The following is a 24,648-nucleotide window of genomic DNA, read 5'->3' as shown; positions in this document are numbered from 1 at the left end:
ATCAGGCCACGTTCGGAACAGCTGGATCAGCTGGTTTGCGCGGTGACTTCAACCCAGAACCTGCAGGCGCGTGAGCAGGGTCGTCGCCGATTTCGATTTGTGAGTTCGAGTCGTCGACAAACACCACGCGTGGCTGGTACTCGCGAGCTTCAGCATCGGTCATGACACCGTACGCAATGAGAATCACCAGGTCGCCGGGGTGGACGAGGTGCGCCGCAGCGCCATTAATGCCGATGACACCAGTGCCACGCTCACCAGCGATGACATAAGTTTCAAGCCGCGCACCGTTATTGATATCGACGATCGTGACTTTTTCGCCCTCCAGGAGATCAGCGGCGTCGAGTAGGTCCGAGTCAACGGTTACTGAGCCAACGTAGTGCAGGTCGGCTTGGGTGACGGTTGCGCGGTGGATTTTCGATTTAAGCATCGTGCGGTACATATTTTTCTCCGTTCAGCTGTGGACTGGTGCCGATGTCGTGGATGAATGAGCGAAAGTCGGTGACACGACGAGCCCTACATTGTCGATGAGTCGAGTTGTTCCCAGCTTCGCTGCAATAAGCAACCGGGCCGGTCCCCCATCGGGTGGTAGTTGCGTTAAGTCAGAGCTTCGGAGTTCGAGATAGTCGACCTCCACCATGGGGGTAGCAGCGAGCACTTTCTGTGCGGCCGAAAGAACCGCTTCCGCTCCGCTGTGCCCCGCATGCGCCCCAGCCACAAGTGCGGCAGAGAGGACAGTCGCACACTGTCGTTCTTCGTCACTCAGAAACGTGTTGCGTGAACTCAGGGCAAGACCATCGGGCTCACGCACTGTGGGTACACCCACAATCCGGACTTCCATGTTGAGGTCTCGCACCATTTCGCGAATCAGCGTTAATTGCTGGTAGTCCTTCTCGCCGAAGAACGCCACGCTGGGTTTGCAGATAAGCAGCAGCTTTGCGACGACGGTGAGCATGCCTGCAAAGTGTCCTGGACGGCTTTGCCCTTCAAGTACGTCGCCGAGGGGCCCGGGGTGGACTGTGGTCCGACGCTGCTCTGGGTACATATCGGTGACGGTTGGCGCGAAAACAAGTTCGACGCCTTCGTCTCTTAGCATCTCCACGTCTGCGTCCAAGGTACGTGGGTACTTGTCTAGGTCCTCATTTGCGCCGAACTGCAATGGGTTCACAAAGATGGACACGATGACCACGGAGTTTGGTGTCCGCTTGGCGTGGCGAACAAGTTCAATATGGCCCGCGTGCAGGGCGCCCATGGTTGGAACGAGCACGACCTGGCGGCCTGTGTGGCGTAGGGCCTTGGAAATACGGGCAATCGTTTCTGGACTGTGGTGAATCCGTAGTTCGCCCCGGCAGTACATCGCCGATGGTGCTGTCGCGGTCATTCGGGCAACCTTTCATTGAGGATTTCGAACATGCGAGCACCAGAACCCGAGCTCTGTGCAGTTCTCAGCGCCATCGCGCGATATCCGTCGGCAATCTCTGGGCTGGTGGTTGAAAGGGCATCTAGATGACGGGCAACTGTCTCGGCATCGTCCCTAGCGACCGGTCCTGTGAGCGCCGCGCGTCCGCGCCGGAGGACATTGTCGAGCGCCGCGGACAATAAGGGGGCGATGACTCGCTCGGCAACGTCTCGTGGAAGTTCGCTTACCGGATCTTGGCCCTCAAGTTCGGTGCCCTTGAGCGACTCACGGAGCGCCTCCACCGCGTCTGCTACCAAGGTCACGAGGTGGTTTGCGCCGTGTGCGAGCGCTGCGTGGTAGAGGGCGCGGTGAGCCTCTGTGATGCACACCGGCTCTGCGCCAAGCTCAAGCACTAGACCCTGGGCGATCGCGTATCCGATTTCGTCTGCTGCAGTGATACCGAAGCAAGCGCTCGACAGTCGGGGGGTGTCTTCCGAGGTTCCCATGAAGGTCATTGCTGGGTGCATCGCCAAGGGAAGTGCACCGCAGTCGGTCAAAGGCTGCAGCACGCTGATGCCGTGCGCGCCGGAAGTATGGGCGACGATCGTGCCTGGGCGCACCGCTTCACAGGCAGCCAGACCGGATACGAGCCCGGGAAGTTCAGTATCGGGAACAGCAAGAATGAGAAGTTCAGACATCGCCGCGATGTCGGGCGGCGGCATGATCTTTGCGTCGACAAGTCGGGTTTCTGCTCGGGCGATCGAGTCTTTCGACACGGCCGAACATGCAACGACGCAGTGTCCGACGGCGGCTAACGCCTCACCGAGTGCGGTGCCGACACGACCTGCTGATACAACTCCGACCGCTAGCCGCGCAGGCATAGGGTCGCGAGTGAGCTCTTTCGAGGTCACCTTTGTCCTCTCGTTCGTTCCAGTCCTGCCCTGCAGGTACCAGACGTGCCCACCTAGGATAGGCCGAGATGCGCCTCTTTCAGAAGAGTCCAGCTAGGTGAAGTTTGTCACCTCGTCTTCGCGTGTGCGGACGGCTGGTATTCCGTCTCGAACTCGGCGTCCACAACGTCTTGGTCATGTTGCTGCTCAGTACGACCAGGATCGGCGTCAGTAACGGCATTATCAGATACGACAAGCTCTCGGACGTCACCGTGTGGCTTTGCTGTCAGTTCACGGCGTGGGTCCGCTGTGTTGGAGATTGCGTACTCGATGTGCCCGCGCATGGATGCGAGTTCGTGCCGAAGAGCCGCGACTTGTTCCGCTGTGTCCGCTTGGCTTTCCGACTCAAGTTCGCGGCGGATCCTGGATTCCACAGTCATTTCGTGGCGGCGCCGCGCCGCGATTTCTCGCGATAGTTGAAGTTCATACACCACGCGCATGTCCCGAATTCGAGTCCGCTCCGCTTCGGCTTCCTTGCGGTATTTCGCTACGGCGAGAGCACCAAGAATTGCTGCCCACAGTGCTACGACAATTCCCATCCGCAGACCTTCGACGCTGTTGCTCGCTACGAGAAAACCACTCGCGACCAGTGTCAGCAGAAACAGCACACCAAGAATTACACTGTTCGGGCTTTTTCGTCTTCTGCGCCGAACTTTTGGTTGTCCCTCAACTGGCATAGCCCGAAAATACCGGCGCCCGCCGACCTGAGCTGTGAAGCATCCCGGCGCGTCTACTAACTGTTATCCGCTTGCGTTCGGTCTTCCTCATCATCGGTCGGTGTGCGGCACGCACGTTCGAGCAACAGCGCAGCTACGACGAGAACCGCAGCACCAATAGCGCCAATAATCGCACCCGGCAGGTCTTCGGTGGCCGCGCGTGTGACATTGAAGTCGGGGACGATAACGACCAGCACACCGACCCACAAGCCAGCTAGGGCAGCGCCGAGAAGCGCCGAGGCCTTCGCGAGCGCTACCGCTTGCGCCACCGCGAGAGGATGCAACAAAGTCGGGCCAATACCGATTCGTCGGCTTCGAACACGGTTCCTAATGAGTACAGCGCCCGCTAACTCTGCTGCTGCGACAAAGTACAGCGAGGCGCCGACGTACCAGCGCAAGGGCGGCAGACTCGTGTAGAACGACCGGGTCATCAACCAGCCGGCTATCGCGGCCGAAATCCCAAGAACGACGAGGTCACGAAATCTGGTCACGTGCACTGTCATCGCCCCAAATCGCGATTAAAACGCCGGACGTCGTTGCGATCTTCGAGGTCGGCGAGCACGTCACTAATCGTGCGGCCGTGAAGTTCAGCGGTCGGTTGCACCTCTGCCCACGGCACAAGAACGAAAGCCCTCAGGTGAGCGCGCGGGTGAGGCAGCACTAAATCTGGATGCGCACTCACCACGCCCTGTCCATTTGCTGTGCAGGCAATGACATCAACGTCCAGAGTCCGTGGACCCCAGCGAACCTCTCGTACGCGGTCTGCCCGTCGCTCACATTCTTGACCGAACCGAAGCCAGTCCCACGGTCCCCACGCTGGGTCACTAGCGATGATGATCGCGTTGAGAAAATCAGGTTGTTCCACCCCGCCCCATGGTGGGGTTACGTAGACGGACGACACAGAAACACATCGCTCGCCCAAACTTTCTACAACACTGGACAGGTGCCCCAGACGATCACCTTGGTTGGACCCAATCGACAGAACCGCTTCAGTCACGTTGTGCCCACCTCGCGGCGGGTGCGAGAAATAGCGACAGCAACATCGCGAAAGTCCAGAGGAATCGGAGCTGACGGCTTGTGGACGACGACGTCGACTCGGTTGACCCTCGCGTCTTCAAGCACAGCTTCAGCAATCACTGCGGCCAGCTTCTCGATGAGATTAAAGGGCGGACCTGCGACGATCTCGGCAACGGTATGCGCGATAGCACCATAATCCAACGTGTCATCTAGCGCATCTGTACGACCTGGAGCACTGAGGTCAGCGTAAACCGCAAGGTCTATGACGAAGTCTTGGCCGTCCTTGCGTTCGTGGTCGAACACGCCGTGAAAGCCCCGAACAGTGAGGCCCTTGAGTTCAATGCGGTCACTGCTTGTCACGGTTGCGCTCCTTGTTGCCATGCTTGTGCGACTGTGACGGCGTCAAGAGTCGATTGCGCGTCGTGCACACGCACTCCCCACGCTCCGTGTGCGGCAGCCAATGCTGACAACGCTGCTGTGGCGACGTCACGTTCGCTCACTTCCCGCGGGGTGCCGTCTGCCGCTGCGAGCAGCGAACCTAGAAAGCGTTTACGAGATGCCCCAACGAGGACGGGGAAACCGAGCCCAGCAAGGTGGGGCAATGCCCTGAGAAGAGCCCAGTTTTCGTCTGCTGTTTTGGCGAATCCGATGCCGGGGTCAAGGATCAGCGCAGTGGGGTCTACTCCCGCATGAACCGCGTAGTCCACCTGTGAAAGAAGCTCTGCGCTCACTTCGCTCACGATGTCGCGGTAGCCGTCGCGCCGTGTGCCCGAATCGTTCCCTCCGCTTGCGCGATGGACGAACTCGCCATTCGATCGCCAATGCATCAATATCCATGGCACCCCAGCATCAGCGACAACATGGGCCATGCGTGGATCTGCCTGGCCACCCGAGACATCGTTGACGATGCTCGCACCAGCGTTGATTGCAGCTTCCGCAACCTCGGCGCGCATGGTGTCAACGCTGACCACTACACCTTCGCTGGCAAGATCGCGGATGACTGGTACTACCCGTTCGGCCTCAAGACCGGGATCTACGCGAGTGGCACCCGGTCTTGTTGACTCTCCCCCGATGTCGATGATGTCAACGCCGAGGTTGCGCAGTTCGAGTCCCCGTTTCACTGCGCGTTCGCGATGGAGATACTCGCCGCCGTCAGAGAATGAGTCTGCGGTGACGTTTACGATGCCCATCACAATGCATCTGCCCACGTCTGGAATGCGGGGATGCTTCGGCGATTCTGTGCGATTCAGACTTCGTCCCTCACTTCCGCAGAATCAGATCGAGGGCCTCCGCGCGTGACACAGCACTGGTCTTGAGGATGCCTCGCACCGCTGAGGTTGTGGTGGTTGCACCGGGTTTACGAATCCCCCGCATTGCCATGCACAAGTGTTCGGCTTCGATAACAACAATGGCGCCGCGCGGCTCTAATTTTCGCATCATTGCGTCAGCGACCTGGCTGGTGAGCCGTTCCTGCACCTGTGGTCGTTTGGCATATAGGTCGACTACGCGGGCAAGTTTTGACAGTCCGGTGACGCGTCCTGTGGCACCCGGGATGTAACCCACGTGTGCAACACCGTGGAAGGGAACGAGGTGGTGTTCGCAGGTGGAGTACATCGGGATGTCTTTGACGAGTACTAACTCGTCGTGGCCCTCGTCGAACGTGGTGTCGAGCACGGCGTCAGGGTCGGTGTGCAGTCCGGCAAAAAGCTCGGCGTATGCGCGCGCGACCCTTGCCGGTGTGTCGGCTAGACCTGGGCGGGTGGGATCCTCCCCTACGGCGAGGAGTAATTCCCGCACTGCCGCCTCTGCGCGAACTTGGTCGAAACTACCCGTAGCAGGAACGATCTCACGTTCAGTCACGCTGATTCCCGTCGGCTTGATGCTGCCCAATGTCGTTTTCTGGAGCACTATTGTTTTGCTCGCTGTCCCGTTTCTGGCGAGGTGGCCAGCCGGGGGCCGACCATCCTTCAGGCTCGCCATAATGTGGCCGACTCGGGGTACCACGGTTTGCGGGACCCCACTTAGTCGCACCGGGTGCGGGACGCGGATCACCGTGCACGTAGCTAGGCGGCGTGCCATTCGGGTTGTGAGCACCGACATTGGCGAGGGAAGCATTGCCGTTGTCGCTGTGTTCGCTCGCGTCGCTTCCGTTGCGGGAGTCAACCGTTTCGGGGTCGACATCCTCAGCTTCGGTCACTTTGGGTGCGGTCACTCTGGGTTCGGTCACTTCGGGTTCGGGTGGCCAAGGCTCACCGCGTTCTTTCGCGAGCTCACCTGGAGTCTTGATCGGGGGCCGTGCTGACGGCTTCCGATTACCGAAGTCATTGAACTCTGTGATGCGGGGGCGTTTTTCGACACCACCGAGGATGCGCTCAAGGTCTTTACGATTGAGCGTTTCTTTTTCCAGCAACTCCTTGGCCAGGTGGTCAAGTTCGTCCCGGTAGTCATCAAGAATTTGCCACGCCTCCGTGTGCGCAGCTTCGATAAGTCGTCGCACTTCTTCGTCGATATCGCGGGCAATTTCGTGGCTGTAGTCCGGCGCCATTCCCATGGTGCGCCCCATGAATGGGTCGCCGTGTTCCTGGCCGTATCGCACTGCCCCGAGTCGAGGACTCATGCCGTATTCGGTAACCATCGCCCGGGCGATCTTGGTTGCTTGATCAATATCTGAAGATGCGCCTGTGGTGGGTTCTTGGAAAACCAGTTCCTCGGCAGCACGCCCACCCATTGCGAATACAAGGCGAGCGATCATTTCTGACCGAGTCATCATGGACTTGTCGTCTTCGGGAACTGCGAGCGCGTGCCCGCCTGTCCGGCCTCGAGCAAGGATGGTGACCTTGTACACGGGAGTGAGGTCGGGCATCGCCCAACCAGCCAGGGTGTGACCACCTTCGTGATAAGCGGTGATCTTCTTCTCAAGTTCGCTGATGATGCGGCTCTTGCGCCGTGGGCCACCGATGACTCGGTCCACTGCCTCTTCAAGGGCTTCGTTCGTGATTTCGGTCGCCGCCTCACGAGCAGTGAGCAGCGCCGCCTCGTTCACCACGTTCGCCAAGTCTGCACCGGACATCCCGACTGTCCGTTTGGCCAGTGAGTCCAGGTCGATTCCGGGCGCCAGCGGCTTGCCCTGGGAGTGCACCTTCAGAATCGATCGTCTACCCGCAAGGTCAGGATTTCCTACCGGAACCTGGCGATCGAACCTTCCGGGGCGCAACAAGGCCGGGTCGAGAATATCGGGGCGGTTGGTCGCGGCGATCATAATGATGCCTTGGCGTGCACCAAACCCGTCCATTTCCACCAGCAGTTGGTTGAGCGTCTGTTCACGCTCATCGTGGCCACCGCCGACACCAGCTCCACGCTGACGTCCGACGGCATCAATTTCGTCCACGAAGATGATGCAGGGGGCGTTTTGTTTTGCCTGTTCGAATAGGTCACGCACACGCGATGCGCCTACACCGACGAACATTTCTACGAAGTCTGAACCTGAAATCGTGAAGAAGGGCACTCCGGCTTCACCGGCAACAGCGCGGGCGAGCAAAGTCTTACCTGTACCGGGTGGGCCAAATAGCAAGACGCCCTTGGGGATTTTCGCGCCGACCGCTTGGTAGCGAGCAGGGTTCTGCAGGAAATCTTTGAGCTCGTGGAGTTCTTCGACGGCCTCGTCAGCGCCGGCTACATCCGCGAACGTGGTTTTTGGCATGTCTTTGGTGAGTTGCTTGGCCTTTGACTTGCCGAAGCCCATCATGCCGCCGCGCCCACCACCTTGCATGCGGATCATGATGAAAAGGAACAAGCCTAGTAGCAGCAGCATCGGGACCATGAACAGCAGCAATGAGGACAACCAGCTGTCTTGCGTCACCCTGGTGTCGAATCTGTCGACGTCTGCGGCCCGCACTTGGTCATATATTTGCTCAGAAGCACGCATGGGGTACTTCGCGATGATGAGCGTGTTGCCGTCGGATTCTTCGATCGCGTCACGCAATTCCAGCCGGATTTGCTGTTCGCGGTCGTCTATCTGTGCTTCAACCACATTGCGTTCTTCAAGTTGCGTGACTGCAACTGACGTGTCGACTGTGTGGTAGTCGCGTGAGTCGCCGCCAAAGTACGTGAACGCGTAGATGACGAGCAGTAGCGCCGCGATAATGGCGAGGTTTCTGAAGACTGTCTTGCGGTTCATACAGATTTAGCCGGGGGGCTTATCCTTCCAGGGCACGGACCGACAATCGCCTAGCGGTCGAGAAACTTGGCGGTGAGATTCCAGGCTACCGCTCGTTGCCCACCTGCGGTAACGAGAAGAGGCGTGTGACACACGTTTATCAAGGCTTTTCAATGCAAGGTGACTGCTTATACGTACGCCGAGGTGACGAAACGCCCACTTCCAGCGCGTAGTACGCCCGGAGCGAACTATCCATATACCTTCGGGTCCAACAATCCGATATACGGCAGATCGCGGTACCGTTCGTCGTAATCAAGGCCATAACCGACCACAAAATCGTTTGGGATATCGAATCCCACGTGGCCCACTTTCACATCTACTGAGACCGCGTCAGGTTTCCGCAACAATGTGCACACCTCAAGCGAACGTGGGTTGCGGGATGTGAGGTTGCGCATCAACCACGACAGCGTCAGTCCTGAATCGATGACGTCTTCAACGATCAAGACGTCGCGCCCGGCGATATCGCGGTCCAAGTCCTTCAAAATCCGCACGACCCCCGACGACGAAGTCGACGATCCGTACGAACTGACCGCCATGAACTCCATTTGGGTAGGAATGGGCAGTGCGCGAGCAAGATCAGTCATAAACATCATGGCGCCTTTGAGGACACCGACGAGGAGAAGGTCTTCTTCCGGGTCCACGCCAGGTGCAGACTGGTAGCGCTCTGCCAGTTCGCTGGCAAGCTCAAGAGTCCGCGCACGGATCTGCTCTTCCGAAATAACCACTGACGCAATATCGCCGTCGTACACGACTTAGGTTCCCCTCTCGTCGCATTCAGAATGTTGTGCACCCGAATGCTGCTGAACTCCCAGTGTCAGAGTGCCATGCCTTCGCTGCACAACCAACCGCGCCCCCTGGAGTTGGGAGGGATCAGCCGATGGCACCGCTACAGGACCTTGGCCCTTCCACCGAGAAACCAATGCGTCAATCATGCCAAGATGAATACTCGTTACTGCGCCAGTGCCACGAAGAAGCAACCAAGCGCGGAGGACGCGACGGCGTATAGAGGGCGCGAGCTGAATTAAGGGTTCCACTGACAAATCGTTGCCAATTAATGCACCGGCAAGGACATCTGAGGCCAAGCTGTCGAGTACATCTCCGTCATCTTGTAATTGGGTAGCCGTACGTCCCAGGGCTTCGACGACACCACCGCCCAGAATCGACTCAAGAAGCGGCAATGCTTCGTTGCGCACGCGGACACGAGTAAATCGCGGGTCACTGTTGTGTGGGTCATCGAAAGGTGTGATTCCCAGTTCCGCACAAGCCGTGCCGGTTGTCGCTCGTCGAACCGTCAACAGCGGGCGCCCCCACGGCGGGCTGAAAGCCCTCATACCGGACAACGACCTGGTACCAGATCCCCGCGCTAGCCCCAACAACACAGTTTCGGCCTGATCGTCGAGAGTGTGCCCCAGTAGGACCGGATTACCACGGCGTGCGGTCCCCAACGCCTCGTACCGCGCTGTGCGGGCTGCGGCTTCCATGCCTCCGCGGTTTGATACCTGGACAGGCAAGATCGTCGCAGTCGAACAACCCAGTGCGCGAGCGGACTCGGCCGCGGCACGCGCAACTATGTCTGATCCCCGCTGCAACCTGTGATCCACCGTGATTGCATGCACAGGAACCGGCGATTCAGCGACTGTCGCTGCACACAAGGCCATAGAATCCGCGCCACCCGAAATTGCCACACAAATTGCTTCAATTGGACGATGCTCAGCGAACCATGCACGCACCGCGCCGCGAACCTGAATGAACGCAGGTTGGTGTTGGATTCGGCGAGTCATTGACGCAATCTACCCATGTACCCGTGCAACCCACGCCATGGGTTCGCGAATTTCTGCAGGCGTCGGAAGAGTTTCCGGGCTGGTCCAAATAGCATTGAATTTGTCCATGCCTACGGCGGACACCACTGCGTCGACGAACTTTTTCCCCTGCACATACTGCGCCATCTTGGCGTCGATACCAAGCAGCGTTCGCACTATCCACTGCAGTGGGCTCTGTTGACGCTGACGGCGTTGGTCGAACACGCGCCTGATGTGGTCCACGGTCGGCACAACGGTTGGCCCCGCAGCGTCCATGACGTGTTCGGCGTGCCCTTCGAGCACAGTGCCGAGGATGATCAGTTTCATCATCGCGTCCCGCTGCTCGGGTGGCTGGGCTGCGAGAGCAAGCGCAATAATCCCTCGGTCAAACAAGTCGTCATTTTCTTGTTCGTTCCGGCGATTCTTCTGGACGGCCGCGGCGAGTCGGGGCGCGACCTTGGTCCATTGCTGCTTCGTCTCGGTGCCCATGACGTCGACGAGTTCACGCATGTAGTCAGCCATCCACGGAGTAGCTGAGAATTGCACTCTGTGTGTTACTTCGTGCAAGCACACCCAGGTTCGAAAATCTCGCGGAGAGACCTTCATAGCGCGTTCTGTGGCGACGATATTGGGGGCGACGAGAAGTAACGATCCCCCGCCCTCGGCGAACGGGTCATATTGCCCGAGGATCGCGTTCGACAAAAACCCCAGGACTGCCCCTGCTTGGGCACCTGACACTCGACCGGCTATCAGGCCTTTAGGCCGCTTGTGGAACGAACCACCCGTGAGATCCGCGAGCGATTCTGCAGCCGCTGCGGCCCATCCTGCGCGGTCAAGAATCGACGCCTGCGGAACCGGTAGCCCATCGGCGAGCCCAGTTACTTCCCGCACAGGGCCTTCCGCAAACGCCGACAATTCAACGAGTTCGCGCCGAACTTGGTCGCGCGTGTACGACGACATCAGAGGTTCAGGCCGAATCAACTTGTGCGATGTGCGGACCGCCATGTGCCAGTCCACGGTCGCAGTTGGCGCGCGGCGGTTCGATTCGACCTCGTCGTGTGCAGAAATTTTTGCAGCCACCTAATTCTCTCCGTCGGTATCACCATCGAGAGTACGCAGTTGTGCCGCGAGGGCGTCGAGTGCAGGGCGAGAAGCAAAGGCGTTGCTGTCGCTCGAAATAAAGGCGAATGTGAGGATTCGTTCGGACCGTGTCACTGTGTAGCCTGCCAAGGCGCTGACGCCGTCCAACGTGCCCGTTTTTGCCCGGACCCACCCGACACCCGGTGTGGAGGCGTCGGAATCGAATCGAGTTTCCAGCGTCCCCGACCCTGCGGCGACGGGAAATGTGTCGAGCAGAGGCCGCAACTTCACCACCACCGCGGCATTGGCTGGGGCAACGGTGGCTCGTCCTTGCTCGTCTGAACGCACCGTTCCGACGGACGTCGAAATAACAGAATCAATCACCGCTACCGATATCTGGTTACGCCGCGACAAACCGCTCGCATCTTCTAATGTCACTCCGTCTGTGAGGAGCCCATTCGTGGCCAATGTTGACCGTATGGCCCGCGACGTTCCGCGGAAAGACGGGGTTTCACCCGCAGCAATAGCTATTTCGCGACCGACGGCTTCTGCGAGCACGTTGTCGGACTCGACCATGAACTGCCTAATTCTGGTCAACAGTGGCGCTGATGCAACCTCCGCTAGGACCTCGGCGTCCGGTGCTGCTGTTTGTTCAGCCACGGCTTCGATTGCAGCTGCGTCGAGTCCGAGCCGCGATGCCAGAGTCTGAGCCGCGGCTCGAGCGGGTTCGGTCGACCGGGGGGACTCCGGTTCTGTTGCGATGAGTCGTCCGCCGTCGAGCATCACGGGTTCGATGGGTGCAATAAAGCCGTCGTCGATGCTTTGAGTAAGCCATTCGCGCGCCATTTTTGGTCCGTCATAGGCTGACGAATCCACCTGCACCGCTGTTACTTCGGTACCGGCAGTTTCAAGCTGATTGACCAGGTCGTCGAGGCGCGGAGCATCCCAGTAGTAGGTCGATTCGCCGAGGGGTTGCGCACTCAGTGTGACGTCACCGCCACCGACAAGTATCACTTCACCTGGCGCTTCGCCGCGAACCACCTTTGTGGTTACTCGTGTGTTGTGCGGTAAAGCTAGCAACGCCGCGGCTGCGGTCAAGATTTTTGTCGACGACGCTGGGACTCTCGCGGTGGTGGGGTCTTGTGTCCACAGGACGGTTCCCGTGATCGCATCTGTGATGTGCCCTGCAAGGGATCCGAGGTCAGGATCGCTGAGGTACGGAGCGAGCGCTGCCGCTACGGCTTCTTTCGTTGGCTCGGGCGCGTCAAACGGGTTCGCCACTATCGCTGGTGTCGGCACGGTAAGCCCTGGCGCTGGGTCAACGGTGAACCCGCGGCTTTCATGAATGCTGCGCACGTATTGCCCAGTTACGAGCAGAGCGGTGACCACGAGGACGGCGACCGTTACGAGAATGCTCGCCGTGACCGCCCATTGCCTTTGAGGTGGCTGCCTTTGAGGTGGCTCGCTGTGCGGTGGTGCCGGGTTCTCTGGTGGGGTCGCAGTTGTCGTGGCTTCGTCGTCAGCCATCACTGCACCCCATGATTCTCGCTAGCTTTGTGTGTCGTTCTACGCACCCCAGACTATCCTTGAGCCGCTGCCTGTATTAACTCACAGACTGCGACCAGCAATAATTATTTGGACTCAACAACCGAAGCGAGGACGCGTGGAATTCGACGTCACTATCGAGATCCCGAGGGGTCAACGCAACAAGTACGAGGTAGACCACAAAACCGGGCGTATTCGCCTGGACCGGTACCTCTTTACTTCAATGCAGTACCCCGCTGATTACGGCTACATCGAGGACACTTTGGGCGGCGACGGCGATCCGCTTGACGCGCTGGTTCTTCTGCCAGAACCTGTGTACCCGGGCGTAATTGTGGAAGCTCGCCCAGTAGCCATGTTCCGGATGCGCGATGAAGCTGGGGATGACGAAAAGGTGCTTTGCGTCCCTACTGACCCGCGTTTTGATCACATTCAAGATATCGCTGACGTTCCTGAGTTTCAGCTAGCTGAGATCAAGCACTTCTTCGAGCGTTACAAGGATCTTGAGCCTGGAAAAGAAGTTCACGGCGCGGATTGGGTAGGCAAAGCGGAGGCCGAGGCCGAAATCAACCGTTCGATCGAGCGTTTCCGCGAGCACGGTCACTGAAACACAAGCATTAAACCTTGAGGGGGACCGTTGTAACGGTCCCCCTTCAGTCTCTGCGGAGCTAATCGCCTAGCGCGGGATTGAGTCTCGCACGCGTCAAGGTGGCGTGTTCGAGTGCCCAGCGTTCGAATACTGCTTGGTACTTACCGGTCATGATCACTGTATTGATTGCGTCGAATACCAGCCTGGACACGTCGGAGCCCTTACTCGTTATTGCGGAGACTAGAGCAGGTCGATCTCCATCACCTGGTACCTGCCCCGCAACTTTTGTGAGGCCTTTGGTGACAGACTCAAAGTTCAGTATCGACATAGGCCCGAATGAAGCGTCGATTTCGCCTCGTTCCATTGCGGAGTAGTACTCCCAGCCGTCAACGAAGTTCAACAGCTCTGCAGTAACGAGTCCTTCTTTCTCAAGTTCGCTGTTCCACGTTTGAAGGATCTCTTCGCTTCGAGTGCCCGCACCGACACCGATCTTGAGGCCCGAGATGTCGCGCGGCCTCGTAATGGAATTGATGGATGAGTTCGCGAGCACAGCGAAGGCTTGGTTCTCTTCCTGGTAGGTGACCATGTCGAAGCGCTGCATTCGGTTTGCAGTGGCGACGATGTTGCCGAAACCAACATCAAATCGACCTTCTTCTACCCCTTCAAACAGGTCGTGCCATCCAGTGGTGACGAGTTCGAGATTCAAGTCGAGGACGTCAGCTATGAGTTGGGCGAGATCTGGTTCTACACCGATCATCGTCATCGCATCATCAGCCCGAAATGATAGCGGGGGCACGTTGCCAGTGGTGGCGACTGTGAGGGTTCCTGCTTTTCGCATGTCATCTGGCACGCGGTCTGCTATCGCACGGACCACTTCTGCTCTGATTCTTTGCTGTTCGGGGCTGGTATTGACGACGAACAACTCAGTGGGCGTCGCAGTCCCTGGGGTGTTTCGGCTTTGGCTGCAACTTGTAGCGAATGCTGCCACCCCTACAACCAGGACTAAACACGCAATAAGGGTTGCTCGCACCCAGTTAGTGCTGTGTCGAACACTCATGCTTCCCTTCCCCCGTTCATTTCACGTTGCGCTGCTCTAGCGCATGCGTGCGCCGGGTTTGTGTAGATGAAGAATACCTGCTGAGTGATGCTTAGTATCTTTCCCCACCGCGACCAGGGGTTATACCTCTCGTGAGCTTGTTCACGTTTCGACCCGTCCGTAGTCGTTGACACATAGAGGGACACTTCACGGAAAAGTGTCGGATTTTTCCAACCATTGGCGCGCCCAACTATCTACAAAACCCACAATCATGTACGGTTGCTCAGTGCCCAACCAAGCAACTTCCACTGCCCCTGCCCTCGGTAGCGCCGATTTTCTCATCGCACGGCTGCACCGAACCGTTCGCGATCACGTGGAAGGCCCACTCGCTGAAGCAGGGTTCAGCCTCAAAGCACACTGGGTTCTCACCTGCCTCCTCGGCGAAGAACCGCAATCGCAGCAGCAAGTGTGCAATGCGCTCGCCATCGACCGCAGCGACATGGTGCGACTAGTAGACGAGCTTGAAGAGCGAGGACTGCTTACCCGCACACGCGACAAGAAAGACCGCCGCAAGCACACCCTCGCCCTAACAAAGGCCGGGCGCGCGGCACAGAAACTATGCGACGCAGCAGTCAACAATGCGCTCGACAGCGCGCTGCAGCCACTATCGCGCGATGAGCGCACAACATTCCACCACCTCGCTGGCAAGGCGCTGGGACTCGGAGAACGAACTCCGCGGAAAGGGAAGAAATGACCACCGGACTGACAACTGGGACGTCACCAGCGCAGCCATACGGTGAGCGCGCTACACAGGTGGCGACAGACGCGTCCGACGCACTACTAGCCTCTCACCGGGCGCCGAGGGCGCGAACCCTCATCGATATATTGCAGGCAACGACCGCAGCGCACCCCAACGCCGCTGCCCTCGATACCGGCGACACCATATATACCTACGCACAACTTCTCACCGAAGTGCACAAGCAAGCCGACGCGCTCAACCAGCACGGAATCGGCGCCGGGTCCCGGGTGGGAATCCGCATCTCGTCCGGCACCGCCGAGCTGTACATCGGCATCCTCGCAGTCCTCGCCGCAGGAGCCGCCTACGTACCTGTCGACGCTGACGACCCAGAAGATCGCGCGACTCTTGTCTTCAGTGAAGCTGACGTCGCGGCGATCGTCACTGATGAAGGATTCACCAAGCGGCGAACTCACCGCCCGATGCACTCCACTCCCGCTCGACCACCGTTGACGCACGACGACGCATGGATCATCTTTACCTCCGGCTCTACAGGCGTACCCAAAGGTGTCGCCGTCACACATAGCAACGCAGCCGCGTTTGTTGACGCCGAGGCGCGACTCTTCCTCCAACACCGCCCTCTCGGCCCAGGAGACCGTGTTCTTGCGGGCCTCTCGGTCGCGTTCGATGCTTCCTGTGAAGAAATGTGGCTCGCATGGCGCACCGGCGCCTGCCTTGTCCCGGCACCGCGCTCAATAGTTCGCAGCGGAGCAGACCTCGGTCCCTGGTTAGTTAGCCACGACATCACTGCCATCTCCACCGTGCCGACACTCGCCGCACTGTGGCCCAGTGAATACCTCGAATCGATTCGCCTCCTCATATTCGGCGGCGAAGCATGCCCGCCTGAGCTTGTAAGCCGCCTCGCAGCACCCCAACGTGAAGTGTGGAATACATACGGCCCGACTGAGGCCACTGTTGTCGCGTGCGCGGCACCGCTCATCCCGGGTGAGCCCGTCCGTATCGGTCTTCCGTTAGACGGCTGGGACCTCGCCATTATCGACACAGACGGAAATCCAGTAGCCCCCGGGCAGTCTGGTGAACTTGTCATCGGCGGCGCCGGAATTGCCCGCTACCTCGACCCGGAAAAGGATCGTCACAAGTACGCACCACTGCCGTCGCTGGGCTGGCAGCGCGCCTACCGCAGCGGGGACCTGGTCTCCTTCGACGGCGACGGACTCATATTCCTCGGACGCGCTGACGACCAGGTCAAGATTGGTGGCCGTCGCGTCGAACTAGGAGAGATAGACACACTTCTCCACAACCTGCCCGGCGTCACGGCAGCCGCAACCGCCGTGCAAACCACGCAGGCTGGTACACCCGTGCTCGTCGGATACCTCACAACAAGTGGCGAGACTTTCGATGTCGCGGCTGCCCGCACCACGCTCAGCGCGTACCTTCCCGCATCGTTGATCCCGCGGCTCGCCGTATTGCCGGACCTCCCGACGCGAACATCAGGCAAAGTAGACCGCGCGGCCCTACCATGGCCGCTAGCCACAGAGGTGGATGACTCACGACCGCCCCTAGTGGGCATGGAAGCCTGGGTCGCATCCGTTTGGTCCGACGTTCTTGGTACCGAGGTTTACGCCGACGCAGACTTCTTCGAGCTCGGCGGAAGTTCACTCACCGCCGCACAACTCGTGTCCCAACTGCGCACCAAGTTCCCTGTACTCACCGTCGCCGACTTATATGCCCACCACAAGCTTTCTGATCTAGCTACCTATCTCGAAGCTCTCGCACCCACGTTGAGCACAGCAACCCGCCATGTCACTCCTCAGTCACGGCGCAGCCAAGCACTGCAAATCGCACTCCTTGCGATCCCGTTTGGCATCACCGGCGCGATGTGGACCACGTGGGCAGCTATTGCCAGCACCCTTCTTGCGTCGTTCACTGGAGCACCGTGGCTTCCATCAGTGCCGTGGCCCATTCTCGCGTTCCTTGCCCTAACCCTCCTCACGCCTCCTGGCCGCATCGCCATCACAACAGTGAGCGCACGGTTACTGTTGCGCGGCGTCACCCCGGGCCAGTACAGCCGCGGAGGATCAACACACCTCAAGCTATGGCTTGCCGAGCGTATTGCCGAAGCCACCAACGTCACAGCAGTCGCAAGTGCACCGTGGATGAGCCTGTACGCCCGCGCTCTCGGTGCGAATGTTGGGAAAGATGTCAGCTTCCACACCATCCCGCCCATTACTGGACTACTGACCGTCGGTGACGGCGCCGCGATCGAACCCGAAACCGACCTCACGGGACACTGGCTCGACGGCGACACACTGCATATCGGACGCACTGTCATTGGAGCGAAAGCCAGCATCGGTGCACGATCGACACTGCTTCCAGGAACCAAGGTAGGCAAGGGTGCGCACATTGACGCAGGATCTGCTGTCACGATGCGTGTGCCCGCAGGACAGCGTTGGGCGGGATCTCCCGCAGCCGCCACGGGCCGTGATACGCACGAATGGCCAACAACCCCACCACCCCGCGGCAGCCGATGGGGAATGATCTTTGGGATCACCGCCATCGGACTGGCACTCCTTCCAGGCGTAGCACTCATCCCGGCCATGGTGATTCTCGTCGGCATCATTTCTGGCACGGAGTCCGCCACTGAAATCCTGCTACCGCTAGCCGCTTGGATACCCGCTGCTGCGCTTCTGTGGATGGCAACATTCGCACTGTTGACCGTTATCGCAGTGCGACTGTTCGCCATCGGACTCCGACCAGGAACCTACCCAGTTCGTAGCCGCATTGGTTGGCAAGCGTGGGCAACAGAGCGGCTTACCGACTCGGCCCGAACATTCCTGTTCCCCCTTTACGCCAGCATCATCACACCAGTGTGGCTAAGGCTCCTCGGCGCCAAAGTAGGCAAGAACGTCGAAGCGTCAACCGTTCTGCTGATCCCTAAGTTCACAACAATCGCTGACGGCGCATTCCTCGCAGACGACACCCTCGTCGCCGCCTACGAACTTGGGCACGGTTGGATTCGAATTGGGCCAACAAAAATTGGAAAACGGGCGTTTCTCGGCAACTCCGGAATGGCTAGCCCTGGACGAAAAGTTCCCAAGAATGGTCTTGTTGCTGTCCTTTCGGCAGTCCCCGCGAAGGCTAAACGTGGTTCGTCGTGGCTTGGCAGCCCGCCGGTGAAGTTGCGCCGACAAGCGCATAAAGGGTCGGCTAGCAAGCGCACATTCTCTCCGACCGCGCAGCTGCGAGTCTTACGGGGCATCGTCGAATTGGGGCGTCTAGTACCGGTGATGCTGTCATTCGCGATTGCGGTGGCAATCCTCGGTTCGCTTGCCGCACTGCTGGCCGCGGCCGGGCTGTGGGCAACGCTTGCCTTGAGTGGCGCAGTGCTTGCACTCGGCGCGTGTGTCGCCGCCATCAGCACAATCTGCGCGAAGAAGGTCCTGGTCGGAAGTGTCATCGAACATGACACACCATTGTGGAGTAGCTTCGTCTGGCGAAACGAACTCGCCGACACATTCACAGAAGTCGTCGCCGCACCATGGTGCTCGCGCCTCTGCATTGGCACAATCGTAGGTAACGTGTGGCTACGTGGAATGGGGGCCCATATCGGACGTGGCGTGTGGTGTGAGACGTACTGGCTACCCGAGGCCGACCTTGTGCACCTCGGTGACGGTTCCACAGTGAACCGCGGCAGCGTCGTGCAAACTCACCTCTTCCACGACAGAGTGATGAGCGTGGGTCCAGTCATGGTAGGCAAGGGCGCCACCCTGGGTCCACACAGCGTTGTTCTGCCAGCCGCAGAACTCGGTGACGGCTCAACTGTTGGCCCCGCATCGCTCGTAATGCGCGGTGACGTTGTGCCAGCCTCGAGCCGATGGCAAGGAAATCCAATTGCCCCGTGGCACTGAAAAGCCATGGCACTGAAAAGCCGTGGTATTAGTAGCCGCACTGCCCGCAACCTCAGGAAGGACGCCTCGGTGGAACTCAACTCTCACCATGAAACCGCGACACCGAGCAAACCTATGACCCCCAACGCAATTGATCCTTACATTCCGGGAAGCGGCAACACTGGATACAGTGTCACCCACTACGACCTCGACATCACCTACAGAGTGGCCACGAACCGCCTTGAAGGCCAGGCGATTATCAACGCAGTTTGCGATGAACCACTCAACCGAATTGCCCTCGACCTCTCTACAGCGCTCAAGGTAGGCAAGGTCAAGGTCAACGGCGCTGGGGTGGCAAAGTTCAGCCACAAAGAGAACAAACTGCGCCTCAAGCTGCAGGGCTCAATTGGCGAAGGCGAACGCATCCGTATAGAGGTGAAGTATGCGGGCCGACCACAACCAGTCAACAATCTCTTTGGCTCAATCGGCTGGGAGGAACTCACGGAAGGTGCCCTCACCGCTAACCAACCCAACGGCGCTTCAACATGGTTCCCGTGCAACGACCACCCCAGCGCCAAGGCTAGCTACCGAATCGCCGTGACAACGGAATCTGTCTACCGTGCTCTCGCCAACGGAACCTTGCAGAGCACCAAGTCAGGCCCGGGCACCACCACACGGGTATACGACCAGCCAGAGCCCATGTCGCCCTACCTTGCGACCATTCAAATCGGCCACTATGCCACGCACACCGTGGCCACGACGCCGGTTCCCATCACAGCCGCACTCCCACCACGGTTGCGCACCAACTTTGACCACGATTTCGCCCGCCAAAACAGGATGATGAAGCTCTTCTCGCAACTGTTTGGCCCCTACCCTTTCCCGAGCTACACGGTAGTTGTCACCGACGACGCGCTAGAGATACCGCTCGAAGCGCAATGCATGTCCGTGTTCGGAGCCAACCACTGCGACGGCACGCGACACTCTGAGCGACTCATCGCCCACGAACTCGCCCACCAATGGTTCGGCAATAGCGTCACCGCGGCTCAGTACCGCGACATCTGGCTGCACGAAGGGTTTGCCTGCTACGCGGAATGGTTGTGGTCAGAAAACAGCGATGGGCCAGCGGCTAAAGAATGGGCCGAACACTATTGGTTGAAGCTCAACCGCAGCAGCAAGGACCTCATTCTGACTGATCCGGGGCCAAGAAACCTGTTCGACGACCGCGTCTACAAGCGAGGCGCACTCACCTTGCATTCGCTCCGCACACGCATTGGCGACGACCCATTCTTTTCGCTGCTCCAAGACTGGACAAACCGGTACAGGTACTCCACTGTTACCACCGCCGATTTCACAGAACTAGCGACGCACTACACCGCCCAGCCACTTGATGATTTGTGGAGCGATTGGCTCAGGAAGAAGCCACTGCCTGATTTGCCTTGACTGCGCGCGGACTAGTGCCCCGTGCTCCCACAACAACGAGCAGAAGGCAGAACAACGCAGCGAGTGTTCCCGCTAGGAACATCACAGGGTAGCTAACCCAGGTGACGCCGACCGCCATCATCATGGGGACCGCAAAGCCCATGTAGCTGAGCGAGTAGAACACGGCATTCAACCCTGCGAGATCGTCAGGTGTTGCGATTCGCTGCACCTCAAGTAAACCGCCGACGAGCGCCATGCCGTACGCCATTCCGAGGAATGCCGCCGCAATCACAACTATCGGAAACGACAGCGTGCATGCAGCGAGTGCGGCCAGAGGCAACGCGACGATGAGCAGCCCAAACGCGGTCACGATCGCCCGTGCGCTGCCTGGCTTGTCTATCCGCCGACCGAAGGCTTGGATACCAAACCCGAATCCCAATGCCACCAGACACAGGAACGCTGAAAACGCGATGGGGGCGGACGCCGCACGTTCTGTCATCAGGCTCGGCAGGATCGCGTAGGCGGAGGCAGCTGCGCCAAACACCCAAGGGGCAACGGGAACGATGAGGAACCAGAATCGTTTCTTGCCAGCCGACGGGATCTTAAGATCGTCAACCAGCCTGGTCGTGCGTGCCTTCGCCGAGATGTTCACTCGAGTTTCCGGAACGCGCAGGAGAAGAACGAAAGCGACCAGCGTGAGTGCGCTGTGGACTACGTAGGGAAAAACGCTAGGCCACGGCCCCCACTCAGCGAGGATCCCTGCTACCCCGGCACCGACCCCGAAGCCCGCGGTGAGTGCCATCGCTACACGCCGCGGACCAGCCCCGGTCGACGCACGGGTATCCCACGGAGCTGTGGAAAGTTCCGTCAACCAGCTTCCGCCGACAGCCATTGCGAGACCAAGCGACACCCCAGACAGAAGCCGACCGCCGATAAGCAACGCCGCATGATCTGCGCCCACAGCAAGTATCACCGAACCGGCGATCGCGATCACGGGAGCGGGAACCATCAGCGCACGGCGGCCGAATCGATCCGACAGCGGACCGCCTAATAGCAACGCCGGGATGATGCCCAGCACGTAGGCGAACAGCATCGCGTCGACGACAACGTCCGAAAACCCGTAGTCGAGCCTGTACATCGTCAGAAGCGGAGTGAATTCGTTGCCACCCCAGGCGACGGTAAACATCGCCAGGGCAACAACCAGCCAGTGGCGACGTTGTGTCGGATTGGTCATCACGTCCTCACACGATCTGGCTGTGGCAGCGGTGGTAGTCCGTGAACGGAACGCATGTGCAGCCAAATCGCCTCGGCGAAGCCCTCCACGTCTTTGCGTCGCACCGCGTCAACCAGCTCCTCATGATCGTTGAGAATGTCAGCTCCCACGGCGCGGGGATTGCGGGCAAGCGACAGCGCTGACATCCGACGTTGCTTATCGCGGAGGGTGCTATAGAAGTCAGCAAGAATTGGGTTGGTGCCTGCTTGAACGATGATTCCGTGAAATGCGGCGTCTTCGGCCGCGAAGTCAGCGGTGTCGTTGCTGTGGCGCAATGCCTGCAATCGAGCGACCGAATCAAGCAGTTCAGACACAACCCGTTCCGTCGCACTGTCACTTTGTACGATGCGTCGCACGGCATGAGTCTCGACGAGATAGCGGGCCTCCACGACTGCTTCCGCTTCGCCGTCAGCGATGGGCAAGATCAGAGCACCCTTCTTGGGGTACAACCGCATCCAACCGGCAGCCTCCAGACGCAAGAATCCTTCCCGCACAGGTGTGCGTGACACCTCGAGCCGCTTCGCGATGTCGCCCTCGCTGATGAGTTCCCCGCCCTGCAGCTCGCCGGTGAGAATGCATTCTTTCACCGTGTCGAACACAAGATCGGCCGCTGAATACAACATAGACACAAGAAGTATTTATAACAGGTTGCCGTGAAAGGCGCACGTTTTCGATCTTGACGTTACGCTCCCATCAGAGCTATAAAACCCCTGCTCACAAACGTAAAGGAGACGTAAATGCTTGGTCTAGGAATCATTGGGTGGATCATCATCGGCGGCCTCGCTGGCTGGATCGCCAGCAAATTCATGGGCACCGACGACAAGCAAGGCATACCCCTAAACATCCTCGTCGGTGTCGTCGGCGGCCTCCTCGGCGGATTCATCCTCACCCTCGTTGGCGTAGAAGTAGGCTCCGGCGGCTGGTTCTTCAGCTTCCTCACCTGCCTCTTCGGCGCCGTCATCCTCCTCTTCATCGTCGGTAAAATCCGCAAGTAACCAAACGAGGAAACCCCAGGTCAAAATGCACTTGACCTGGGGTTTTCACGTGCACTGACCAAGGAACTAGGAATCAAACTCTGCGTCGTCACAACACTCGCCAAACAAAGCGTTGACCACGGAATCTTTCGTGACTAGTTCCAAGAACGCTTTCGGGTCGCGACTACGAGCCACTCAGACAACGTCGTCCAGGAACTTTGGCGGAAACGGCTCAGGCGCAGGAACCTCCCCTCAGTCTGGCCTCCGGAGATGATGTAGCCAATTCCGAAGGCCAGGGCTACAGCGATGCTGCCACTGATGCAGAAGCCGACGATGCCGGGTTTGCTTTCGCCACGTGAACGACGCGTACGAGTTCGGGTTGGCATAACACCAAGCAAGGACCGCCCCGTAAGTAGTGCGGCTGATTAAGGTCCGGGGGTTCCATTACGAGCCGCCACCGCACCCACTGGCAAAGGAATGTTTGCGGAGAGGAGCACCACGCAGATCGCCGTTGCAGCCTGCAAACCCCACGGTGTCCACTGGTCCGCTCAGGTCGGTGACGTGAATGCGAGATAATGCTCCGTATGGCCGAAATGTCACCTGCGATACATGACTTTGAGTATTTAGCTGGACCGTTCTTTGATAGTGACGGTGTGGCCCAGTGGCTCAGCATCGGGGTTGACGACGTGGAGGCGCTGGCAGTATCTGGTGACCTCATCGGTTGTCAGCTTGAGAATGCGCAGTGGGTTTTCCCTGAGTGGCAGTTCACCGACCATGGTGCTGTTCATCCCGCGCTGTTGACCGTGTGGGGTGTTTTGCGGGGTGCGGCGGATCCATGGACATGTGCGGCGTGGATGTGCACCGAGACGTATCTTTTCGAAGGCTTGAGCGCTGTCCAGGCTGTGGCAGCAGGTGACATTGAGCGGGTGCTCGCGTGTGCGCGCGACGATGCAGCAGGATGGGCAGGCTAGATTCGCCGGTATAGCGCCCGGGCGGCGTCGAGAACGGCGGCGTGGTCAAGCGTGAGCGGTTGAACGTCTGCCAGCTCGGGTTGCACCCAGCTCGCCAGTACGGTCCACAGCGGCCGGTGGAAGGACCACCACTGCACCGCCTCCCAGCGTTTCTCACCTGGCTGTGAGAGGTGAGTTTCTGACCAGATTCGATGACCCCAATTGGATGTGACAGCGAGGTTGCGGGTGATGACCTGCGTTGGACGCAACCCGAGGCGGGACAGTTGGTCGGGGTCGTCGAGATCGCAAATCCTGAGACTGTCAGGGACTGTGAACGTGCCGAGAGCGCGGCGAGCCCCAGCGAGTGCAGGAAACTCGAACATCGAATCATCCCAATACGGCAGGTTTCCAAACGACTCTCCGCAGGCACCCTCAGCATGGCGAGATAAGTACCACACGTAGTAGTCGGGATGGTCGATACGACCACCGATTTGTGGGGTGTGCCGGTAAAGCGGATGGCCGGGTTCGCCGGGTGCAGCTTTCGGCAAGTAGGGAAATACTCGGTACACCAGCATTTACGCCGCGCCACCCCACATTTCGGCGTCCAGCGCGGTGAGTACTTTCCCTACCCCGTCGGTGCGCACCACTTCGAGGGGACGAGCGCCGTTCAGGTATGAGTTGGAGCCTTCCATCCAGGCAACAGCTGCGGACCCTCCCCAGATGAGGCGCGCTTTCGCTAACACATGCTCCAGATCAATCAACAGTGACAGCGACTGGGGCCCGGGAACTTCCTCGCCACGGACCCACCGGGATGGCTGCGATGCGGACACGCCGATAACTGCAGCTAGCCCGCGTGTGCCGAACACATCGACGAGATACTGTGCGCGATCTGCGGCGAACACATCATGCGTCCGAGGGTGAGGCCGACCTGCGAGGTGAGGTCGCCCCGTGCGAGCGGTGCGGACGGTGGTCCGCTGCTTCCGTGCTGGGGTCGCTTTGCCGGTCATACCCCCACCATACACACACCCAACGAAACTGTTGGGCAAT

At 59.2% G+C, this 24,648-nt stretch carries 26 protein-coding genes; 6 read left to right on the top strand and 20 right to left on the bottom strand.

All coding sequences use genetic code 11. The annotated features are described in order from the left end of the window. Position 1: 1 nt before the first annotated feature. The 14 genes from panD to dacB form a co-directional block, all read right to left on the bottom strand. On the bottom strand, positions 2-439 hold the full coding sequence (gene panD, locus IEW73_RS15670) for an aspartate 1-decarboxylase (protein ID WP_188677515.1): 438 nt from the start codon (positions 437-439) through the stop codon (positions 2-4). A gap of 12 nt (positions 440-451) precedes the next feature. Continuing rightward, positions 452-1,378, bottom strand: coding sequence for a pantoate--beta-alanine ligase (gene panC / locus IEW73_RS15665; protein WP_188677514.1), 927 nt, complete (start codon positions 1,376-1,378; stop codon positions 452-454). Then, a complete protein-coding gene (locus tag IEW73_RS15660) occupies positions 1,375-2,307 on the bottom strand; it encodes a Rossmann-like and DUF2520 domain-containing protein (RefSeq protein ID WP_188677513.1) in 933 nt (310 codons plus the stop codon). The genes panC and IEW73_RS15660 overlap by 4 nt, the downstream gene beginning before the upstream one ends. A 107-nt stretch (positions 2,308-2,414) precedes the next feature. Next, on the bottom strand, positions 2,415-3,023 hold the full coding sequence (locus tag IEW73_RS15655) for a DUF6779 domain-containing protein (protein ID WP_188677512.1): 609 nt from the start codon (positions 3,021-3,023) through the stop codon (positions 2,415-2,417). A 56-nt stretch (positions 3,024-3,079) separates the two neighbouring features. Then, positions 3,080-3,553 (bottom strand): DUF3180 domain-containing protein, encoded by a 474-nt coding sequence (locus tag IEW73_RS15650; RefSeq protein WP_307815987.1) that lies wholly within the window; start codon positions 3,551-3,553, stop codon positions 3,080-3,082. 8 nt (positions 3,554-3,561) lie between these two features. Continuing rightward, on the bottom strand, positions 3,562-4,059 hold the full coding sequence (gene folK, locus IEW73_RS15645) for a 2-amino-4-hydroxy-6-hydroxymethyldihydropteridine diphosphokinase (RefSeq protein WP_188677507.1): 498 nt from the start codon (positions 4,057-4,059) through the stop codon (positions 3,562-3,564). Further along, positions 4,056-4,439, bottom strand: coding sequence for a dihydroneopterin aldolase (gene folB, locus IEW73_RS15640; RefSeq protein ID WP_229676061.1), 384 nt, complete (start codon positions 4,437-4,439; stop codon positions 4,056-4,058). The genes folK and folB overlap by 4 nt, the downstream gene beginning before the upstream one ends. Next, positions 4,436-5,269 carry a dihydropteroate synthase gene (gene folP / locus IEW73_RS15635; protein ID WP_188677701.1) on the bottom strand — a complete coding sequence of 278 codons (834 nt, stop codon included), beginning with the start codon at positions 5,267-5,269 and terminating at the stop codon, positions 4,436-4,438. Before folP ends, folB begins: the two co-directional genes overlap by 4 nt. A gap of 70 nt (positions 5,270-5,339) precedes the next feature. Further along, a complete protein-coding gene (gene folE / locus IEW73_RS15630; RefSeq protein ID WP_188677740.1) occupies positions 5,340-5,939 on the bottom strand; it encodes a GTP cyclohydrolase I FolE in 600 nt (199 codons plus the stop codon). Next, positions 5,932-8,256 carry an ATP-dependent zinc metalloprotease FtsH gene (gene ftsH / locus IEW73_RS15625; RefSeq protein ID WP_188677502.1) on the bottom strand — a complete coding sequence of 775 codons (2,325 nt, stop codon included), beginning with the start codon at positions 8,254-8,256 and terminating at the stop codon, positions 5,932-5,934. Before ftsH ends, folE begins: the two co-directional genes overlap by 8 nt. Positions 8,257-8,483: 227 nt before the next feature. After that, on the bottom strand, positions 8,484-9,044 hold the full coding sequence (gene hpt / locus IEW73_RS15620) for a hypoxanthine phosphoribosyltransferase (RefSeq protein ID WP_188677500.1): 561 nt from the start codon (positions 9,042-9,044) through the stop codon (positions 8,484-8,486). 3 nt (positions 9,045-9,047) lie between these two features. After that, complete coding sequence (tilS, locus tag IEW73_RS15615; protein ID WP_188677498.1) at positions 9,048-10,076, bottom strand: tRNA lysidine(34) synthetase TilS; 1,029 nt, start codon at positions 10,074-10,076, stop codon at positions 9,048-9,050. Positions 10,077-10,085: 9 nt separating this feature from the next. Beyond that, positions 10,086-11,174 carry an Rv3626c family coenzyme F420 biosynthesis-associated protein gene (locus IEW73_RS15610; RefSeq protein WP_229676060.1) on the bottom strand — a complete coding sequence of 363 codons (1,089 nt, stop codon included), beginning with the start codon at positions 11,172-11,174 and terminating at the stop codon, positions 10,086-10,088. Then, positions 11,175-12,701: a D-alanyl-D-alanine carboxypeptidase/D-alanyl-D-alanine endopeptidase gene (gene dacB / locus IEW73_RS15605; protein ID WP_188677484.1), complete on the bottom strand. Its 1,527-nt coding sequence runs from the start codon at positions 12,699-12,701 to the stop codon at positions 11,175-11,177. It abuts the gene before it with no gap. A 136-nt stretch (positions 12,702-12,837) separates the two neighbouring features. On the opposite strand from dacB, the gene IEW73_RS15600 reads away from it, so the two are divergent. Beyond that, the gene (locus IEW73_RS15600; RefSeq protein ID WP_188677481.1) at positions 12,838-13,323 is read left to right on the top strand and encodes an inorganic diphosphatase; all 486 of its coding nucleotides are present in this window, start codon (positions 12,838-12,840) and stop codon (positions 13,321-13,323) included. A 61-nt stretch (positions 13,324-13,384) separates the two neighbouring features. Here the strand turns inward: IEW73_RS15600 and IEW73_RS15595 are convergent, their stop codons facing one another. Continuing rightward, positions 13,385-14,362 (bottom strand): transporter substrate-binding domain-containing protein, encoded by a 978-nt coding sequence (locus IEW73_RS15595; RefSeq protein ID WP_188677478.1) that lies wholly within the window; start codon positions 14,360-14,362, stop codon positions 13,385-13,387. A gap of 265 nt (positions 14,363-14,627) precedes the next feature. On the opposite strand from IEW73_RS15595, the gene IEW73_RS15590 reads away from it, so the two are divergent. The 3 genes from IEW73_RS15590 (at position 14,628) to IEW73_RS15580 (ending at position 20,425) form a co-directional block, all read left to right on the top strand. Then, positions 14,628-15,095 carry a MarR family winged helix-turn-helix transcriptional regulator gene (locus IEW73_RS15590; RefSeq protein ID WP_188677476.1) on the top strand — a complete coding sequence of 156 codons (468 nt, stop codon included), beginning with the start codon at positions 14,628-14,630 and terminating at the stop codon, positions 15,093-15,095. Further along, complete coding sequence (locus tag IEW73_RS15585) at positions 15,092-19,006, top strand: Pls/PosA family non-ribosomal peptide synthetase (protein ID WP_188677472.1); 3,915 nt, start codon at positions 15,092-15,094, stop codon at positions 19,004-19,006. The genes IEW73_RS15590 and IEW73_RS15585 overlap by 4 nt, the downstream gene beginning before the upstream one ends. A 114-nt stretch (positions 19,007-19,120) precedes the next feature. Continuing rightward, positions 19,121-20,425 (top strand): M1 family metallopeptidase, encoded by a 1,305-nt coding sequence (locus IEW73_RS15580; protein ID WP_229676076.1) that lies wholly within the window; start codon positions 19,121-19,123, stop codon positions 20,423-20,425. Here IEW73_RS15580 and IEW73_RS15575 read toward each other — a convergent pair. Then, the gene (locus IEW73_RS15575; protein ID WP_188677466.1) at positions 20,394-21,638 is read right to left on the bottom strand and encodes an MFS transporter; all 1,245 of its coding nucleotides are present in this window, start codon (positions 21,636-21,638) and stop codon (positions 20,394-20,396) included. The genes IEW73_RS15580 and IEW73_RS15575 overlap by 32 nt on opposite strands. Then, on the bottom strand, positions 21,638-22,300 hold the full coding sequence (locus IEW73_RS15570) for a GntR family transcriptional regulator (protein ID WP_188677464.1): 663 nt from the start codon (positions 22,298-22,300) through the stop codon (positions 21,638-21,640). The genes IEW73_RS15575 and IEW73_RS15570 overlap by 1 nt, the downstream gene beginning before the upstream one ends. Positions 22,301-22,414: 114 nt before the next feature. Here IEW73_RS15570 and IEW73_RS15565 point away from each other — a divergent pair, with 114 nt between their 5' ends. Then, positions 22,415-22,672, top strand: a complete 258-nt coding sequence (locus IEW73_RS15565; protein ID WP_188677462.1) for a GlsB/YeaQ/YmgE family stress response membrane protein — start codon at positions 22,415-22,417, stop codon at positions 22,670-22,672. A 134-nt stretch (positions 22,673-22,806) separates the two neighbouring features. Here IEW73_RS15565 and IEW73_RS15560 read toward each other — a convergent pair whose 3' ends face one another. Further along, positions 22,807-23,037, bottom strand: coding sequence for a hypothetical protein (locus IEW73_RS15560; RefSeq protein ID WP_188677460.1), 231 nt, complete (start codon positions 23,035-23,037; stop codon positions 22,807-22,809). A 198-nt stretch (positions 23,038-23,235) separates the two neighbouring features. On the opposite strand from IEW73_RS15560, the gene IEW73_RS15555 reads away from it, so the two are divergent. After that, positions 23,236-23,622, top strand: a complete 387-nt coding sequence (locus tag IEW73_RS15555; protein WP_188677457.1) for a hypothetical protein — start codon at positions 23,236-23,238, stop codon at positions 23,620-23,622. On the opposite strand, the gene IEW73_RS15550 is transcribed toward IEW73_RS15555, so the two are convergent. Next, positions 23,619-24,176, bottom strand: a complete 558-nt coding sequence (locus IEW73_RS15550; RefSeq protein WP_188677453.1) for an RES domain-containing protein — start codon at positions 24,174-24,176, stop codon at positions 23,619-23,621. The two genes, IEW73_RS15555 and IEW73_RS15550, sit on opposite strands and share 4 nt — an antisense overlap. Next, the gene (locus IEW73_RS15545) at positions 24,177-24,608 is read right to left on the bottom strand and encodes an antitoxin Xre/MbcA/ParS toxin-binding domain-containing protein (protein ID WP_188677451.1); all 432 of its coding nucleotides are present in this window, start codon (positions 24,606-24,608) and stop codon (positions 24,177-24,179) included. Positions 24,609-24,648: the final 40 nt, after the last annotated feature.

The organism is Hoyosella rhizosphaerae (assembly GCF_014643175.1).
Lineage (GTDB): Bacteria > Actinomycetota > Actinomycetes > Mycobacteriales > Mycobacteriaceae > Lolliginicoccus > Lolliginicoccus rhizosphaerae.
The sequence above is the reverse complement of the archived record's forward strand: the minus strand, read 5'-3'. Positions and strand labels throughout refer to the sequence as shown.